Source organism: Paenibacillus sp. NPDC057934 (genome assembly GCF_042887565.1).
Taxonomy (GTDB): Bacteria; Bacillota; Bacilli; order Paenibacillales; family Paenibacillaceae; genus Paenibacillus_AQ.
On sequence record NZ_JBHVPB010000004.1, the window covers coordinates 122877 to 141394 of the forward strand.

Annotated in this window: 16 protein-coding genes; 14 read left to right on the top strand and 2 right to left on the bottom strand. The window is 50.1% G+C overall.

From position 1 onward, the window contains the following. Positions 1-10 precede the first annotated feature (10 nt). The 7 genes from ACFVRY_RS10515 to ACFVRY_RS10545 all read left to right on the top strand — a co-directional run bounded on the left by ACFVRY_RS10515 (position 11) and on the right by ACFVRY_RS10545 (position 9352). Positions 11-2080, top strand: a complete 2070-nt coding sequence (locus tag ACFVRY_RS10515; RefSeq protein ID WP_387499920.1) for an NEAT domain-containing protein — start codon at positions 11-13, stop codon at positions 2078-2080. Positions 2081-2173: 93 nt separating this feature from the next. Next, a complete protein-coding gene (gene isdE, locus ACFVRY_RS10520) occupies positions 2174-3130 on the top strand; it encodes a heme ABC transporter substrate-binding protein IsdE (RefSeq protein WP_387499922.1) in 957 nt (318 codons plus the stop codon). Positions 3131-3172: 42 nt separating this feature from the next. Continuing rightward, complete coding sequence (locus ACFVRY_RS10525; protein WP_387499924.1) at positions 3173-4156, top strand: FecCD family ABC transporter permease; 984 nt, start codon at positions 3173-3175, stop codon at positions 4154-4156. Beyond that, entirely contained in the window at positions 4146-4928 is a 783-nt protein-coding gene (locus tag ACFVRY_RS10530; RefSeq protein WP_387499926.1) for an ABC transporter ATP-binding protein, read from the top strand. Before ACFVRY_RS10525 ends, ACFVRY_RS10530 begins: the two co-directional genes overlap by 11 nt. A gap of 287 nt (positions 4929-5215) precedes the next feature. Then, positions 5216-5587: a hypothetical protein gene (locus tag ACFVRY_RS10535; RefSeq protein ID WP_387499928.1), complete on the top strand. Its 372-nt coding sequence runs from the start codon at positions 5216-5218 to the stop codon at positions 5585-5587. Between the two features lie 126 nt (positions 5588-5713). After that, a complete protein-coding gene (locus ACFVRY_RS10540) occupies positions 5714-8875 on the top strand; it encodes an S-layer homology domain-containing protein (RefSeq protein ID WP_387499931.1) in 3162 nt (1053 codons plus the stop codon). Between the two features lie 249 nt (positions 8876-9124). Further along, positions 9125-9352: a hypothetical protein gene (locus ACFVRY_RS10545; RefSeq protein ID WP_387499933.1), complete on the top strand. Its 228-nt coding sequence runs from the start codon at positions 9125-9127 to the stop codon at positions 9350-9352. A gap of 295 nt (positions 9353-9647) precedes the next feature. Here the strand turns inward: ACFVRY_RS10545 and ACFVRY_RS10550 are convergent, their stop codons facing one another. Continuing rightward, the gene (locus tag ACFVRY_RS10550) at positions 9648-10043 is read right to left on the bottom strand and encodes a VOC family protein (RefSeq protein WP_387499935.1); all 396 of its coding nucleotides are present in this window, start codon (positions 10041-10043) and stop codon (positions 9648-9650) included. A gap of 490 nt (positions 10044-10533) precedes the next feature. On the opposite strand from ACFVRY_RS10550, the gene ACFVRY_RS10555 reads away from it, so the two are divergent. Genes ACFVRY_RS10555 through ACFVRY_RS10585 form a run of 7 tightly spaced genes read left to right on the top strand, consistent with a single transcriptional unit; the run spans position 10534 to position 17727 of the window. Further along, positions 10534-12156, top strand: a complete 1623-nt coding sequence (locus ACFVRY_RS10555) for an ABC transporter substrate-binding protein (protein ID WP_387499937.1) — start codon at positions 10534-10536, stop codon at positions 12154-12156. Continuing rightward, the gene (locus ACFVRY_RS10560) at positions 12153-13142 is read left to right on the top strand and encodes an ABC transporter permease (RefSeq protein WP_387499939.1); all 990 of its coding nucleotides are present in this window, start codon (positions 12153-12155) and stop codon (positions 13140-13142) included. Before ACFVRY_RS10555 ends, ACFVRY_RS10560 begins: the two co-directional genes overlap by 4 nt. Then, positions 13139-13993: an ABC transporter permease gene (locus tag ACFVRY_RS10565; protein ID WP_387499941.1), complete on the top strand. Its 855-nt coding sequence runs from the start codon at positions 13139-13141 to the stop codon at positions 13991-13993. The genes ACFVRY_RS10560 and ACFVRY_RS10565 overlap by 4 nt, the downstream gene beginning before the upstream one ends. Further along, entirely contained in the window at positions 13990-14751 is a 762-nt protein-coding gene (locus tag ACFVRY_RS10570; protein WP_387499943.1) for an ABC transporter ATP-binding protein, read from the top strand. Before ACFVRY_RS10565 ends, ACFVRY_RS10570 begins: the two co-directional genes overlap by 4 nt. After that, positions 14748-15521 carry an ABC transporter ATP-binding protein gene (locus ACFVRY_RS10575; protein WP_387499945.1) on the top strand — a complete coding sequence of 258 codons (774 nt, stop codon included), beginning with the start codon at positions 14748-14750 and terminating at the stop codon, positions 15519-15521. The genes ACFVRY_RS10570 and ACFVRY_RS10575 overlap by 4 nt, the downstream gene beginning before the upstream one ends. Further along, positions 15518-16582 carry a pyridoxal-phosphate-dependent aminotransferase family protein gene (locus ACFVRY_RS10580; RefSeq protein WP_387499948.1) on the top strand — a complete coding sequence of 355 codons (1065 nt, stop codon included), beginning with the start codon at positions 15518-15520 and terminating at the stop codon, positions 16580-16582. Before ACFVRY_RS10575 ends, ACFVRY_RS10580 begins: the two co-directional genes overlap by 4 nt. Beyond that, positions 16579-17727 (top strand): amidohydrolase family protein, encoded by a 1149-nt coding sequence (locus ACFVRY_RS10585; RefSeq protein ID WP_387499950.1) that lies wholly within the window; start codon positions 16579-16581, stop codon positions 17725-17727. The genes ACFVRY_RS10580 and ACFVRY_RS10585 overlap by 4 nt, the downstream gene beginning before the upstream one ends. Before the next feature lie 58 nt (positions 17728-17785). Here ACFVRY_RS10585 and ACFVRY_RS10590 read toward each other — a convergent pair whose 3' ends face one another. Further along, positions 17786-18505 carry an SDR family NAD(P)-dependent oxidoreductase gene (locus tag ACFVRY_RS10590; protein ID WP_387499952.1) on the bottom strand — a complete coding sequence of 240 codons (720 nt, stop codon included), beginning with the start codon at positions 18503-18505 and terminating at the stop codon, positions 17786-17788. Positions 18506-18518 lie beyond the last annotated feature (13 nt).

An 18518-nucleotide genomic window follows, 5' to 3' on the forward strand; every position in this document is an offset into this window, starting at 1 on the left:
AATGATCGTGTTGAATAAAGCAAGATTCGGATTAGTGTTAAGGATTATGGCATTCATTTTACTTATAGGATCCGTGATTCAGCCACTTGGTGGCGCGTACGCCGAAAGCCCAGGTTACAAGAACGGCCAGTATGAGCTTCCGTATTCCATCTTGAAGGATAGCACTACCAGCCCTTCTGTGATGGAGGGATTTGTCCTTAAGCCCGCTGCATTGGAAGTTAAAGACGGCAAGAACTATGTCTCTATTACAGTTACTCAGGACAAGGAAATTACCGGCCTGAAGCTGACAGCCGCAGATGGATCACTATCTGAAGGAACAGTAACTAATAAAAATGCAACTAACAACCAGAGAACAGTTAAATTCGAATTAGGTGATTTGAACTCCACGATTAAGGGATGGGTCAAGATCGAGTGGCCTGAAATCAACTATTTCAACGTGTACGACGTTGATTTCAAGTTTGATCCGAGCCAGATTCCAGCCGCTGAGCCTAAGCCCGAAACGCCTTCCGATCCGGTATTGAACGACGGACAATATACGATTGCCTATTCAGTACTACAGGCAACCGGGGACACCGAATCGTCGATGAATAAGTATTTCAGCACTCCAGCAGTGCTGACGGTAGACAAAGGACAGAAGAGCATCTCGTTTAGCGTAATTAAAGACAGCTCTACCATTCATGAAATCCAAGTCGCCGGCGATGGAACAAATCTTGTGCCGGTAACAACAGTAAGCGAGGATACAGCTGCTAATACGCGTGTGATTTCTTTTCCTGTGGAGCGGTTATCCGCTATTCTTCCCGGAACAGTCCGTGTTGTCGTAGCTTCCGCAAATTATGACAGATCGCATGCGGTGCGTTATAAATTTAATCTGGACTCCATCACAGCCGTAAGTAACGGCGGAGAAGAGACACCGACTCCAACTCCAACACCGACGCCTACACCAACACCAGGTACGGATGTTGGCGGAGGAGACGGCGGGGGAACAGCACCAGTCACTTCACCAAGCCCATCGCCAACTCCAACTCCGGGATCTTCCATCGCAGATGGTTATTACAGCATTGACTACAGTATTCTCAAGGATGGCAGCAACGAGGTATCTATGATGGATACATACGTGCAGCATCCAGGTACGCTGATTGTATCAGGCGGGCAGAAATATCTGGCTATTACACTAACGCAGAGCAAGGAAATCACTGGCTTCAACGTAGGACAGCAGTCGGTGTCTGTAATTGCTTCGGATAACACAGCTAACACTCGTACTGTGCAGTTCCCCATTAGCAACACCGGGGTCAGAGTTAAAGCATGGGTCAAAATTGACTGGCCTGAGTTCAACTACTTCCACACCTATAATGTGGATATCAAAGTAGGTAATACGGTGGGAGGCCAGACAAGCAACCCGGCTGGTCATGTTGATTCTGGCCCGGCCGCGCCAGCAGCTACACCAACACCATCGGCAACCGCAGTAGCCTCTGCTACTCCGACACCAAAGCCGACAGCAACACCAGCGGCTAATGGTGGAACGACGGGGACAGAGCAAGCAGTGCCGGTTAACCTGACTGATGTGAACGGTCACTGGGCACAAACTGCTATTGAGAAAGCAATCAAGTCCGGACTTGTCAAAGGATATGCTGATAACAGCTTCCGTCCGAACAACCCGATCAACCGGGCTGAGTTTGCTGTGTTGCTAAGCCGGGCACTGAAGCTTGAAGGCGGCGCAACGGACAGCAGTGGCTTCAGCGATGGAAGCAGCATTCCTGCCTGGGCCGCCGATGGTGTGGCACAGGTAGCTGCCCGCAAAATCATCAGCGGCTATGAAGACGGCAGCTTCCGCGCCGACCGCAAAATCACCCGCGCCGAGCTTGCGGTAATCATCGTTCGTGCACAAGGACTGAAGGTTGATCCGAATGCAGTGCCAACGTTTAGCGACATCGCCGATATTGCTGCTTGGGCACGTCCTTATATTGCAGCTGCAGAGCAAGCGGGCCTGATTAGCGGCAAAGGTGGTAATCGTTATGCGCCGGGTGAATATGCAACCCGTGCAGAGGCAGTAACGCTACTTGTGAAATTGCTGGAGCAATAAAATCCATTACACATAAGCACAGACTACCGGAGGATGCCGAATTTACGGCGTCCTTCGCAGTTTTGCAGGAAGAAAGGAGCGGACGTTCCTGTTATGAAAAAAATGATAGGGCTGATGGCCGTTTTATGCTGGGTCATCTTGATCGTGGGTTGTGCTGCAAATACGGAGAACGCAAAGCAAAAGAGTCCGGCGTCCACCCTGGCAGCCACGCAGCAACAATCAGCGGAAGTCACACCGGAGCCCACACCGGAGCCCACACCCACGGAGGAGCCGCGTATTATAGCAACTACGGTGTCAGCGACTGAGATTATGGATTTGCTCGATCTGGATCTGGTGGGGATACCGACCAGTGCGAAGAAGCTGCCGGAACGTTATGCGAATGTGGAGAAGGTCGGCAACCCCATGGGTCCAGATATGGAAAAAGTAAAATCACTCAAGCCCACTGAGGTTCTGTCGGTCACCACACTGAAATATGATCTGGAGCCGTTGTTTCAGAGCGCCGGGATTGAAGCGAACTTCCTCAACCTGACCAGCCTTGCGAAGCTGGAGGAGTCGGTAGTCCAGCTAGGGGAGAAGTATGATCGTAAGGCGCAGGCCGAGAGTGTAATTGCCCGTTATGAAAATAAAATCGTTGAAATTAAAGCGGCTATAGCTGGCAAGCCTTCGCCTAAAGTACTGATTCTGCTGGGGGTACCGGGCAGCTATTTGGTAGCGACTGAACATTCTTACATCGGTGACCTGGTGCGTATTGCTGGAGGCGTTAATATCGTCCAAGGAGAGTCGGTTGAATATTTGGCCTCCAATACGGAATATTTGCAGCAGGGCAACCCTGACGTGATTCTGCGCGCAGCACATGGAATGCCGGAAGAAGTGATTAAGATGTTCAACGAGGATTTTATTAAAAATGATATCTGGAAGCACTTCAATGCGGTTAAAAAAGACCGTGTATACGATCTGCCTGAGGAGCTATTCGGCACCACGGCGAACCTTGCAGCCGACGCGGCGCTTGGTGATTTGCTGCCGATGCTGTACCCGGAGCTTAATCAGTAGGGCAGGTGTGTATTTTAACAACAGACAGAGGATGAAGAGAACATGAAAAGATCGCTGTGGAGCTTTGCTGCTGTCTTAGTGTTGCTGCTGGCAGCAGTGCTCTGGTCAGTGCTCAGCGGCAGCTTGCAGGTTAGTTTGCTTGAACTGTTGCAGGGCTTGTTTACAGGCACCAATGAAAATGTAGCAATCATTCGCGATTTACGTTTGCCGCGCGTCATTGTGGCGTTGTTCTGCGGAGCTGCACTGGCTGTTTCCGGCGTACTGCTTCAATCTGTGATGCGCAGTCCGCTTGCTGATGCTGGGGTAATCGGTATTTCCTCAGGTGCAGGCTTTGTTTCGCTGACAATGGTTACGATTTTTCCGGCGCTGTTCTTCTGGATGCCGCTATTTGCCTTTCTGGGAGGAGCCATCGCTTGCCTATTAGTCTTCACTTTGTCTTGGAAATCAGGCCTCCAGCCTCTGAGACTGGTCTTGGTCGGGATTGCTGTGAATGCTACATTCACTGGGCTGGGGCAGTCTTTTAACTACAGGGGGAGCTATGCAGTAACGATGGTGAATATGGCGACGACTTCGATTTTTAACCTGAAAACCTGGGAAGATGTGCGGATCATTGTACTATATGGCGCGCTTGGTCTGATTCTGGCCTTACTGATTAGCCCTTGGTGCAATGTGCTGGTGCTTCAGGATAAGACGGCCCGCAATCTCGGTATGCATGTAAGCCGCGTGCGGATTGCTGTGTCGGCAGTGGCGGTCTTGCTGGCGGCAACGGCGACGGCGATTGGCGGATTGATCGCTTTTGTCGGCCTGCTGGTGCCGCATATTGCACGTCAACTCATCGGCTCTGACCATAAGGTGCTGATTCCCTTCTCGGCGCTGGCCGGTGCGCTGCTAATCCTGGTAGCTGATACGCTTGGCCGCACAGTGCTTGCACCTGTGGAGATCCCGGCTTCGATTATCATGACGGTGATCGGTGGTCCATTTCTAATCTTCCTGCTGCGTAAAGGAGAGGTGAACCATGGAGATTAAAGAACTGTCCTTCTCATATCACCGTAACAAAAAGCTGCTGGAGGAGCTGAATCTGACAATTCCTATGGGCTGCACGACTGCAATCATCGGTCCCAATGGCAGCGGTAAATCAACTTTACTTAGCGTGCTGGCTGCCAACTATACACCTTCCTCCGGTTCCGTCATTCTGGACGGGCAGGAGCTGGCCCGCCTTAAACCGCGAGAGATTGCCCGCAAGCTGGCGGTGGTGCATCAACAGAATACTGCGCCAGGTGATCTGACGGTGGAGAAGCTGGCTTCTTTCGGACGCCTTCCGCACCGTTCGCTGCTGGTACCGGAGCGTGAAGAGGACCGTGAAGCAGTGGATTGGGCGCTGGCCTGTACAGACATGCAAGATAAGCGGCTGAAGCCACTAGCCGAACTGTCGGGAGGCGAACGGCAACGGGTTTGGCTGGCGCTGGCTTTGGCTCAGCGGACACCGATTCTTTTTTTGGACGAGCCAACGACGTACCTGGATATTTTCTATCAGTATGAAATGCTTGATTTGATTCGGCGGCTGGGCAGAGAACATGGCCTGACCGTCGTGATGGTGCTGCATGATATGAACCAGGCGATTCATTACAGCGATCATCTGATTGCGATGAAGGCAGGACAGGTGGTGCTGGAAGGCCCACCGGAGGAGGTTATCACTGCGGACTCTGTCAAAGCCGTGTATGGGGTGGATGTCGTGGTAAAAAGGGAGCCGGAGACCGGGCTGTACATTGTTCCGAAAAGGAAGGATTTGAATGGATAGATTTATTATTAATTATTCAAATTTTATACAAAAAAGGGTTGACAAGGACTGGGATAAACAGGTAAGATCAACTCAATTAATTGATATTGATAATCATTATCAATTGAGAAGGCGATGAATTTACGGAAAGGCGGGATGATCTTAAGGAGTACAGGTTGAAGCTCAGCACATAATGAAGCGGCACCGCTGCTTTTGCCTAGGAAAGGTTGTTGCTCGTCGTAAAGTCCAGAGAACCAGGCAGTTAAAGCGTAAGCTCTAATATCAAATCATAGGGAGTGTGTTACTTAATGGTAAAAGCGAAGAAGACAGTATCCTTGCTGATGATGGTTGTACTTACACTGATGTTGGCCGTTCCGGCATTTGCAGCAAGCAAATCGTATCAATTCTACTACGGAGGATCCTACGATACCCATTCCAGCAGGTTTATTAGCGGGCCGGCTGAAGTGAACGGCAACGAAGTTACTATTAAGCTTAAAGGCGATTATTTCCCTTACCTGAGTGCAGAGAGTTCTACTTATTACGGTTCTTACGATGCTAGTACCGACTTGACCACCTTTACTTTTACCGCTACCAATCCAAACTCGGATATTAGTATTCAATTATACGTTTCCACCGTGTTCCACAGTCAGCTATACGATCTGGACATTCACTGGAATTAACAAAGTAGGCCAAGGGGCCGAGTACTTAAAGATTGCCATAAGGAAGAGAAGCGGGGCTCCGTTTCTTCTTCCTTCTTTTATATCAGGTACTAGAAAGGCACACTGAGAAGAGGAGAATGGGACGAAATGATGAAGTTGAAAAAATACGCAGCGCTGCTGCTGGCCTTGCTGCTCCTGGTAAATCCGTTCGATTGGGGCGCAAAGACAGCCGCGGCAGCAGGGGGGCAGAACGGTACATACGGCAATATCTTTTACCGTTATCTGATGGATAACACTTCTTCTGACTCCGCAGCGAATGTATTCCTGTATGTGGAGAATTCGGGCAAATTGACCGTGCAGAATGGCCAGGCGGTCTTCGAGCATGAGATCAAAGCAGAGAATGCAGCGCTGATCCCTTATATCGCCTTCCGTAAGCCGGGCGCGGCTAAAGCGGTTATTACCGGCAGCCATGTGCAAGGGATGGAGGGCTATCAGGAATACCAAGTAACAAGCGGCAACGATTCAGGCGGCAAGACTGTCATGTCTGTGCCAATTGCAGACATTCAGAAGCCTACGGATGTCCTGATGCATGTCATCATCAAGAACAATCCGACCTATCCAGGCCTGGATTATGATTACTGGTATAATGTGCAGCTTTGGCTGGATCCTTCCGGATTACCTGTGAATCCTGGAGACGGTGAAGGAGGAGAGCCGGGCGGCGGTGAAGGACCACCTGCAATAACACTTGTGCAACTGCAGGAACTTGTAACGGTGTCCCGTTCCGTGTACGACACTACGGTGGAAGGTACGGAATTTGGTCAATACCCGATTGGATCGCGGAGTGTGCTCTATTCGCATCTTAATCATGCGGAGGAAGTCGCGGTGCAACCAGATCCGTCTCCAGATGCTATTAAGTCTGCTTACCACGCACTCAATGTAGGACTTGTAGCGTATAAGGCTTCGGTATACACGGCTAATAAGACAGCACTGCGGTACATTATTGCTAAGGTAGAAGGTTTGTTGGCTGATCTGAAAGAGTTAGGAACGGCTGAGGGCAAGCCAGGGTATAATTTTGCGCCGGCCTCAGCAGGGGAATATGCAAAAGGGGTCTCGACCTCTCTAAACAGTGATGTTTTGAGAACAGCTGTATCGGTAATGGGGAATGACAGCGCCACGCAGACCGCGGTGGATGCATCGGTTCAAGCGCTCACAACCCGGTATAACAATAATAAAGACAGATATTATATTGCCACTACACCTGTTCCTGTCCATGTGATTGATACACTGGCGGAAACGGCGACGTTGTCTGTATATAACGCCGATTTTGGCCGCACAGCGGTTCTGCTTAAGCTCGCTTCAGGTGAATATGGTGATAAGGCGTATGCGAACCTTACGATTGTGCCCCAGGCCAAAGAAATGGTGCAATCTGTGCCGAACTTTAGAGGGGGTTTCTCTATTGACGGACTGGATTATTCGCAGGAGGCCTACCGGACTATCTCACTGAAGAACGGGCCAACAGAGACGGAGCAAGCGGTTCAGGTTACTATCCGCAGTGCTATGGGGACGGAGATGGCTGGAGCGAATTGGTTGGGTCTCTCTTATGTCCGCTATAAAGTAGGAGATGAAACCAGAGGCGTATATATCAGCTATAATACACAGCTTCTGCAAGACTTGAACAATTCGGTAGCTGCCGTTAAACAATTATTAGAGACAGCGTCAGCGCCGTCCGGCGCGGAAGAAGTATTCACCGCTGCCAAACAACAAGCCGAGCAAGCGGTGCAAGCCGCCGCTCAGACTGGGGCCAATCTGGCGGCTACGCAGCCGCAGATTAAGGCTGCCTCCCAGGCTCTGCAAGCCGCGCTGAATGAGTTCAAGAAGAATGCGGTATATGCCGTGAACATCTCAGTCGCCGCTGCTGACAAAGACGAGTTCTCCCCGGCGGGGGGCTTCATTTATAGCCCCGCACGGATTGCGACGGTGGCGGGGGATACCTACGCCGTCGTGACGTTGGATTCGGCTGTCGATGAACTTTCGGTGAGTGGTGGCACGGCCACAGCGGCACCTGGTGAAGAGACAAAGCCGAATACGCGCGTAGTGTACATCAAGCCGGTTAATCCGGCGAGATTGAATGACGCGCAGCTGCGGGTGGGCGGCACCGTGTATGCGGTGCGGCTGAACTTTGGCGCAGCGGATAACAGCCGCCTGTCGGCGGCGATTACAGCTGCGCAGCAGGTCTACGACGCAGCCGAGGTTGGCACGGCTGCGGGGCAGTACCCGGCAGCGGCTAAGGCAACGCTGGCCGCGGCGATTGCAGATGCACACCGCGCAGCGGTGCATCTGGGCGGCTCCCAGCAGCGATCGGATGAGCTGTTGCTTGGGCTGACGGAAGCCGTGGCGCAGCTGAAGGCTTCCGTTGTGAAGGACCCGGGCACCGGCACGGACCCGGGAACTGGCACGAACCCGGGGACTGGCACGAACCCGGGGACTGGCACGAACCCGGGGACTGGCACGAACCCGGGGACTGGCACGAACCCAGGGACTGGCACGGACCCGGGGACTGGTACGAATCCAGGGACTGGCACAGATCCGGTCACCGGCACGAACCCGGGAACTGGCACGAACCCAGGCACCGGAACGGGCTCAGGGTCCGGTCCGGTAACCAGCCTGGGCGGCGCTGCTTCTAGCGGTGCCGTAACAGGTACTATCATCGGCGCAGCAAACGGCGAGGGCAGCTCTGCAGGGGCATCGCCTGCAGAGCCGACAACGGAGCCGAAGAGCTTCCGCGATGTGCAGAACCACTGGGCACAGGACGCAATCCGTCAGGCTGCCGCGCTGGGAATTGCACACGGCTTCGAGGACGGTAGCTTCCGGCCGGATGGCATCGTGACCCGGGCGGAGTTCGCCGTTTTCCTGAGCCGTGCCTCAGAGTTTATCCCGGCAACAGCCCCGGCGCCGGCCTTCAAAGATCAGGACAAGATCCCAACCTGGGCTGCTGAAGGGGTGACGGCACTTAGTCATGCAGGCTTGCTGAACGGATATACAGATGGAACGTTTAGAGCAAACGGGAACATCACCCGTACAGAGATCGCGGTTATTGCCGCCCGCGCAGCGCAGCTTGCGGCGGAAGAACAGCCGCAGTTGACCTTCGTAGATGCAGCCGGCATTCCGGCTTGGGCGAGGGGCGAACTGGCCGCTGCTGTTAAGGCAGGGCTGGTGCAGGGCAAGGACGGCAACCGTTATGATCCGCTTGCACATGCCACGCGTGCCGAAGCGTTAACACTGATCCTGCGATTGTTGAATAATAAGTAGATATCATAAGTTTGTCCAATCAATAGTTAACCCAGTTGTAAGAAGAGAAGAAGCGATCTTGAGGGAGCGACCTTTGGGGTCGCTTTTTCTTGTGTTTTTGTTCTGAATGGGCGCGGGTTTGATAATTAATGAATACCTTTGTTCGTTTTTTATTTTCCATGTGTGATAAATGTCATCGAAAAAATATAGTTAAAATTTGAATAATAAAGGAGAGAGAAATATATTTAGAGAATCACTTTAAGAAGGGGTGTGGGATCGTTGGCAGCCAGCCGCGAATCTGTGGAACAGGATTTTATGATTGAACAATTAAAAGAGAAATTTCAAATCACGGTATTATGGTCCGAAGGGCGTGCATGTCTGGAGTACGACACGGCGGAGCAACTAGAGAAAGTATCAGACTATGTTAGAGAACATTTTGACAGAGACCTCCTGGATGTGTTTTTTACAGCTGTGGAATGCCTTCCAGAAGATGAATAATAAGATCAAAGGAACGTACTCCATATGAGTTTAATGAGGACTAATGTCTTTACAAGAGCAACTTTTTACGGGATAACTGGGTGGTTTTTTGATGCCAGTAAGGTCGAATAGTAATTGATTTCTACTATTAAGTATTTAGCTACATAAGTAGACGTATTGTGCCGCGACTTTGGGACAGGGTGAGATCTTCCTCGGCTTCATAAAATAGCAAAGGAAAAGACACCAGCTAAGGTGTCTTTTTTAATTCCGATCTTGGGTGTTTTACTGCTTTTTGCCTGTCTAACGGTTCAATTTACTACTTTGCATGCTCGTCCGGCTGATGAATACCAAAAGTATTTCCTTCAGTGTCTATATAATACCCTTGCCACGCCATTCCAGGCAGTGCATACTTGGGCAAAGCTAACTTGCCTCCATGATTAAGAATTTTGGTTTCAGTAGAATCGTAGTCCCCCACCCCAATGGTACAGGCATATCCATTTATAGGTTGGCCGGGCTGTGGAGAAGCCCCTTGACGTTGCATCAGAGCCCCATTAATGCCGAGGTCATTTGCAGCCCCTGTCGTAGCTCCCCAATAAGGCATGCCAGCATAATTACTCCAATCCTCAAATGCCCATCCAAATATCTCGCCATAAAACTTTTTAGCACGTTCCATGTCATCTACATGAATTTCGAAATGAACTAGTCGACCCATAAGCTCCTCCTATTTTTTTGACTTCCTGCATTTCCCTCTTATTATACTTTCCTATTTCGCTAAAAATATAAAATTGAATTGAAAATAGAGGGCTAGTTCTTGCATAAGTGTTGCGAAAGATAAAGCTTTAGACTATATTTTTGAAAAAAGAAGAAATCGATGCTGCCCAATAATTATATGATGAGGGAAGTGGATGACGTAGATCAAGCGGGCATTAAGGATCATGGCTAGCTTGAATCTGCTATACATAACAAGTATCCCTCGGGAGTATTTAGTACACAATAATCAGTAAAGGCACCCTGAAGGATACCTAATTTCACTTAGCGGGCTGCTTGTCTACAAGTGGTCAGATGTTCTGCTATATGACTATTAACGAGGAGGGTTTATCACCTTTTTTTGGGATTTAATTTTGTTTGACAGAAGGGGGACATTCATACATAATCTATTCATACTAAGCGCATATGTTTTACTGCATAAGAGGGGGATTGACATGTCAAAGTTTAATGCATTTCAAAGAAAGAAGTCGTTCTGGGTTGGATCTTTAGTGGTTCTGTTAATGGTTGTTCTGGCAGGATGCTCCGGATCGAATAATGATACGGCTCAAAATACAGGTGCTAATCAAAGCACGAACCAAGGCGCGGATACAAGCAAGAACACCGAACCACCCGCAACAGGCGGAACGTTTACCTACGGACGCCCGGCTTCTGTTACCTCGTTTGACCTGCACAATCAGATTACTGCAAATAACGCTTTTGCAATAGATAAAGTTTTTGAGCCACTGGTTGCGTTTGATAGTGAAGGAAAGATTGTGGATTGGCTAGCCAAGTCACATACGATTAGCCCAGATGGGTTAACCTATACTTTTGTTTTGCGTGATGGGCTCAAGTTCTCTAACGGAACTGAAGTGACTGCAGAGGATGCAGTGTTCTCCATCCAACGGCATTTGACTGTGGGTGGCCCTCTGGCTATCGCGGCACAGGTTGCTTCTCTTAAGGCCCAAGATGCCAAAACGTTCGTAATTACACTAAAAGAGCCGTACACGCCATTTATTTCGGAGCTGACGAATTTCTCCAACGGTATTCTACCTAACAAATTTGGCGGTGTTACTGAAGAGGAATTCTTTAAGAACCCTATAGGTACTGGTCCGTTCGTGGTTGAAAAATGGGACCCAGCAGGTGATCTGACGTTCAGCAAAAATCCTAACTACTGGCAGGAAGGCAAGCCATACATCGATAAGCTTGTTTACAAGCTGATTGAAGATGATAGCCAAGCAATCAACCAGCTTAAAGCTGGTGAGGTAGATGGTATTGAGACGCTTGCGCTGGGGAATGCCAATGAATTGAAACAAGGCGCTGATACGACAGTAGCGACTAACGGCAGCTGGGTAACGGAGCAATTGTTCTTCAATACACTCGATAAACATTTCTCTGATATCCATGTTCGTCGTGCTCTGGCGTTGGCCCTGGATCGTGATGGATTGACCAAGGCGCTTACCTTTGGTTATGCGCAAGTAGCGAATTCGCTGTTGCCACCAGCCATCCCTTATAACACTAACGATACGATTAAAGCACTCAATCATGATGAGGCTGCGGCTAAAGCAGAGCTTGCCAAGTCGAAGTTCCCGGATGGCTTCACTACGAAGCTGCTAGTTGCTTCCGGAAACAGTACAAGAGCGCAAGAGGCACAAATCATTCAGGCCGCTGCTAAAACCATCGGCATCAATATTGAGATTGAATCGGTTGAGCTAGCTTCATTCCGTGAGCGTTTCTTTGCTTATGATTTCTCGGCTATGCTTAATAGCGGTCAGGCGGATTCTCCGGAAGCGAACTCGATCCTTGCCTTCCAGACCGATCCGAACGGCTTCAGCAAGTCGTACTGGACACATTACACCAATGATGAAGTGACCAAACTTCTGATCGAAGGCCAAAAAACACTGGATGGGCCAGAACGCGGAGATATTTACGCCAAGCTTCAACAAATCCTGGCTGATGAAGTACCTTACATTCCACTGTACTACCCAGACATCATTACAGGTGTTCGTTCTTCCGTAGAAGGTCTGGTTGTGCTCCCTAACGGCAGTCTTCGCTTTGAAGATGTTCGTATTAAAAAATGATTAAATCTAACAGTCTATTCAAAAAAATTGCCGACAACGATTCACCGCGCAGGTGGCTCGTGCTTGCTCTTATCAGAGCGGCAGCCGTTATCACCTGTGTGGTGGCGGCTGTCTTTTTCCTTATCCGGATTGTACCTGGAGACCCTGCTAAAATGATCCTGGGGGAACACAGCACCCCTGAGGCCATCCAAGCTTTGCACCATTCACTTGGGCTGGATCTTCCGCTAGGGGAGCAGTTCACCCGATTTATACAAAATCTCTTCACACACGGCGATACCGGGGCTTCCATTGCTTGGGGAACCTCGAGTAGAGAGCTGATTGCGGAGCGCGCTCCGGTTACGCTCTTGTTGATTGTGATGGCCAGTGTATTGGCAATAGTAGTGGCGCTTGTGCTTGCTACGCTTGCAGCAACGAATAAAGACAGATTGCTCGATCATCTGATACGTATCTTTCCAACGATTACGCTTGGAATGCCGGTCTTTTGGGTGGGCCTGCTGCTGATTTTGTTCCTTAGCGTTCGGTTGGGTTGGTTCCCCGTAGGGGGAGTTGGGGAAGGGGTGGCTGGAACCTTATACAGCCTCACACTTCCTGCGATTACCGTCGCCTTTTCACAAATTCCTACCCTTGTGCGTTCCTTAAGAGCGCAGATGCTGGAAGTGTTGGAATCGGATTTTGTTGTCACCTTGAAGGCGGCGGGAATCCCTAACCGGGTAATCCTGACCAAGCATGTTCTGCGCAATTCTGCGCTGCCTACGCTGATGCTGCTTGGTGTAAATATTTCTTATCTGATCGGCGGCACCTTGGTCGTTGAACAGGTGTTTGGTATCAAGGGGATAGGCAGCCTGCTATTCTCAGCAATCTCCAAACGGGATTTTCCAGTCATCCAAGGAATAGCTCTGTACTGTGCGATATCTGTGGTCATCATCAGTCTCCTGATCGAGATATCTTCCTGGCTGCTTGATCCCAGGACGAAAGGAAAACAATGAATACTACACTACTGGACCTACAGCAAGAGAATCAAAGTGTCCTGAAAAAAATACTGAACACACCATCACTGCTTGTGGGGAGCATTATGTTTTTACTCCTCATAGGCATAGCTGTGTTTGCACCGTTCATCACTCCCTTTGAGCCTTCCGAGCAGAATCTGTACGCCATTTTGCAGCCTCCTTCCCCGGAGCATTGGCTGGGGACAGACCAACTGGGGCGCGACTTGTTTACAAGACTAATCTATGCCGCACGGACGGATCTGAAAATCATGGTGCTGGCGGAGATCATCCCTTTTTGCACAGGTATCTTTTTGGGGATGCTGGCAGGGTATTACGGCAAATGGGTGGATACTATTATTTCATTAGTGACGGATACCTTTATTGCCTTTCCCTTCTATTTAATTGTTATTATTGTGGCCTTTGCCAGTGGCGCGGGTCAAAAGGGGATTTACATTACCTTTATCTTGGTAGGCTGGATCGTCTTTGCACGTGTGACGAGAGGTCTCAGCGCATCGTTTCGCAAGCAGGAATGGGTCGCTTCTGCCCAAACGATGGGGATCCCAGGGGTGAAAATCATTCTGCGGCATCTTTTACCGAATGTATTGCCTCAGGCCGTGGTCGTATTAATGACCGATATGGTTGGCTTGCTGGTGGCGATCGTCACATTAGGTTATCTGGGTATCGGTATTGCACCGCCAACCCCGGATTGGGGAACGATGATTTCAGACGGACAATCCTTCATAACTACAGCCTGGTGGCTATCAGCTGTTCCAGGAATTGCGGTTGTATACACAGGGATCGCATTATCCCTTGTGGGTGATGGCCTGGCAGACCTATGGAGGAGAAAATGATGGCTACGAATCCTATTTTGGAAATAGAAAATCTCTCGCTCGCTACAACCTCAGGCAAATCACTCGTCGCCGATGTGAGTTTCTCGCTTGAAAAGGGCGAAAGCTTGGGACTTGTTGGTGAATCGGGCTCCGGCAAATCGCTCACTTTGCGCTCCATTCTGGGTTTACTTCCCCGTGGGGTTGAGCAAGTGGGTGGAGCCATTCGAAGTGATGTCAGAAGCGCCATGATCTTTCAAGATCCCAGGGGTGCTCTGGACCCGCTTTGCCCAGTGGTTAGGCAGCTTGCCGAGGTGGTGTACTACAGACAGAACGTAAGCCGGAAGGCTTCCCGCACCCTTGCGCTGGAGTTACTGGAGATGCTCGGGCTTCCGGATTCCCTGAAGCAGAAGGACCGGTATCCGAGCCAACTGTCAGGCGGTCAATGCCAGCGTATTGTCATCGCGATGGCTTTAGCGTGTAAGCCGGGTATCCTTCTGTGCGATGAACCGACAACTGCGCTTGATGTTACCGTGCAGAAACAAATTATTGAGACGATTACGAATCTTCAAAAGGAACTGGGCTTTGCCATGGTCTTTGTTACGCATAATCTTGCGATTGCTTCTTCGATGTGTTCTACGCTGTGCGTGATGAAAGAGGGGCAGATCGTCGAACGCGGCGAATCTTTGAGTCTTCTGCAAAACCCGCAACATTCCTATACGCAGATGCTGATCCATTCGGTGCTTTCTTTGCCGGAGCTTGAAAGGGGTGCGGGTGCATGAAGACGGCCTTGCAGATAGAAGATTTAACAGTGAAGTACGGTGAGTTCACTGCGCTGGATAAGGTAAGCTTAGCAATACAACCGCACACTACACTCGGTCTCGTAGGCGAATCGGGTTCAGGAAAATCTACACTCGCGCGAGTCATCGCGGGGCTGATTGCTCCAAGTAGCGGACAAGTTTTGCTGGGTTCGCAAGTTTTAGGTAAGAAACGTAGCCGGGAACAGCATAAGGAGATTCAAATGATCTTTCAAAACCCGGATTCTTCGCTCAATCCTAAGCATACGATCCGAAAGATCCTTTCCGAAGGGCTGCTATTTCACAAAATTGTAGATCGTGCTGGAGTGGAACAACGTTGTAAGGAACTCCTGGCGCGTGTCCATCTTGATGAAAGAGCTCTTGGTCGATATCCGCACCAATTCTCTGGTGGTCAGCGTCAGCGGATTGCGATCGCTCGGGCTTTGAGCGTGGAACCAAGTGTGATTATCGCGGATGAACCTACGAGCGCACTGGATGTTTCGGTACAACGGAGTATGCTTGAACTGTTTAGCACGCTTAAAGCGGAGCTTGATCTTACGATGCTGTTCATCTCTCATGACCTGGGAGTGATCCATGCCATAAGCGATATTGTAGCTGTTATGAAGCAGGGGCAACTTGTGGAGGTTAATCCCAAGGATCAGTTCTTTTCCCGCCCTGAAACGTCCTATAGCCGCGAATTATTGTCCGCTGTTCCCAAAATGCCAATATCCACTACAACAGGAGGTTTGTCATGAATCAAGTTCATCAAGGATATTCGCCGCTTACGATCGCGGAGTTCGATACGCTCACGGGGTTGCTCTCCAAGCTCCTATCCACACAACAATCTCCGGTCATCATACCGGGTGAGGCTATCTTGGGCATTGAGGCCATCGCAGCAGGGATCTCTGCTCCTGGTCGTAAAATTTTAAATGTTGTGACCGGTCCCTATGGAGATATTTTCGGAAAATGGCTGGAGCGCGGCGGCGCAGAAGTTATTGAGGTTAAAGTACCTTTTGACGAAGTAGCTACTGTTAATGAAGTTGCCGCAGCGATTGAACGCCATAAACCGTGCGCTATTTCCTTTGTTCAGGGAGAAGCGGTTACTGGGGGTTCTAATCCGACCAAAGAAATACTGGAGATCGCGCGCCAATCTAACCTGATCACCGTGATCGATTCCGTGTCAGCCGTCGGGGCTGAACCGGTGCTTATGGACGAGTGGAGTATTGATTTTGTAGCGATTGGTGCGCAAAAAGGGCTGGCTGGACCTAACGGGGTCAGCGCTGTAGGTGTCTCCCAGCGTGGCTGGGCGTTCCTGGAGTCCAACGAACGAGCACCGCGCAATTCTATTCTATCGTTGCTTGATCTTAAACGTCCTGATAATAGCACGGCTCCTGTGCGTGTTCCGGCCAATATCCCTACGTTAGAAGCCAGGGATCTTATTGTATCTCTAGAGCTTATTGAACAAGAGGGCTTGGAGGCGGTCAACCGCCGTCATCAGTTAGCGTCATCGGCTATGATCGCTGGCACCCAGGCTTTGGGGCTAGAACCTTGGCAAAGAAATAATAATGGGTACTCCTCGCTAACCACAACGGTCCGGGTTCCTGAAGGCAGCAATCTCCATATCGACAAGCCGATTGGAATTGTGGCTCCTGGAGATGGAGAACTGCATGATAAGCTCTGGCGTATCAATCATTTTGGTGCAAATGCCAGTCAGCAAGGCGTTGAACAAGCGCTTGTTACACTTGCAGGATTTGTGCAAAAAGATCCTTCCAAGGCCATTGCTGCCCAAAAGGCCATCTGGGAGAATGCCAAATGACCAATGAAATTCAACAAGACCAGACCTTTAATAATATTTTTATTGCCGGGACTAAGGGCAAAAGATTCGATATTACGATACGTGGCGGTCGTTTCTCGTCCATTGTCGAATCTAATTCGCCTGTTGCGGAGGATGAGAACTCTGGCAGCGATTTATGGATCAGTCCTGGTGTAATTGATCTTCATACGCACTTGGCATGGACCGATTTCGATCATGATGACCAGTTGAAGCGTGATGCCTTAGAGGTAGAGGTGCTGCAAGCACAAGCCTTTGAGGCAACGCTCCGTACTGGGGTGACTACAGCGCGTGATGCAGGCGGGCTTCTGCCAGGTGTAGTGAAGCATATCGCTCAGAAGTATAACCAGCCTTTAAGCGTACACACCTGTGGTGATATGCTCGGGGCCGGAGACGCACGAGGGATTAAGTATCTGGAGCAGCGGGTAACGGATATCATCCATTCCGGGGCAACCTGGATTAAGATCCTGGCCACAGGCGGACTGGGCGCAACGCCGGATACAGTGCTGAACCCGGCGTTTTCGGAGGAAGAATTCGCTTATATTGTTCGTACTGCCCATGCGCTGGGCGCTAAAGTATTGGTTCATACTTGGGGCGGACCGACAGTGGACTGGTCTATTGATACTGGCGTCGAGTCTGTTGAACATGGCATGTATTTGACGGAGGAACAAGCTTATCGGCTTGCTCAGTCCAAGACGGCGTTCGTACCTACGGCTTCGATCTATCGGATTGCCGCAGATCCTGTCGGCGTGCTTGGCCTGCCTGAGGTCATTCGTGATCGGGCGGCACGCGCTGCCGCAGCTCATCCGCAAGCGATCAGCTATGCGAGAAGAGCTGGTGTACGCATCGGCTTCGGTACCGATTATGCAACACCTGCACTCCACGGGCACAATCTGGGCGAGCTGGATGTGTTAATGGACTGTGGGTTAACTCGTGAGGAAGCCTGGCAAGCGGCGACATCGTCCGCCGCCGACATTCTGGGCTATGGCGACAGCTTGGGTCGTATCCAAGAAGGCTTCACTGCCGATGCCATTCTTTTTAATGCAGATCCTTATCAGTCACAAAGTGCACAGGACCTACAGAAAAGTATCGTGTCTGTCATTAAGGGAGCCGCGGCTTTAGGTTCATAAAGAATAGATACAGAAAAAGCTCCTTGGAAATTTCCATCTCCAAGGGGCTTTTTGGGCATCACGCATTCGTATCCAGCATGGCGGGCATATGAATTTCTTTCACACATGACGCTCTAGATAGCGTGATCACACATTTTACGAGCGAAACGATATCTTGGACTGGAATCCTGGCACCATCATACAGTGCGATCGCTTTGTCCGCACCTTCCTCGTAAGGAATTTCTGCGGCAATTTCCCCGGGATTGATACAGGTGACGGGGATGCCGTATTTCCTGGTATGTTCACGTAAAGCACTGCCAATCCCCCGCAATCCGAATTTGGACGCCACAAAAGTCACTTGATCATTATTCGTATGATCGAGTCCAGCCGTGGAACCGATGAGGATGATCTTCCCGTTGTCCGATTGCTTCAGATGGGGTAGCAGCTTCTGGATGCAGGTAATGGGTGAGGAGAGATTGACCTGAATCATCTTCAGGATCTCCGTTGGATCATCTTGCTCAAAATTGTACTGCTCTGTAAAGCCTTCCTTTTCCCAAAGCCCCACATTGTAGATCAATACATCAAGCGGAGTTCCTTCCATCTCAGCGGCTATCTTCTCAGCTGAAGAAGGTAAGGATAAATCAGCCTCAATCCAATAACGGTGAACCCCGTTGTTCAAATCTACGCTTGGCGGACGAGTTCTGGAGACGATCCAGACACGGTCACCATTCTCTGGCAAGCCTTTTACGAAGGCGTCTCCCAAACCTTGGCTCGCGCCGAAAATTATATAATTTTTCATATGGCCTCCTGAA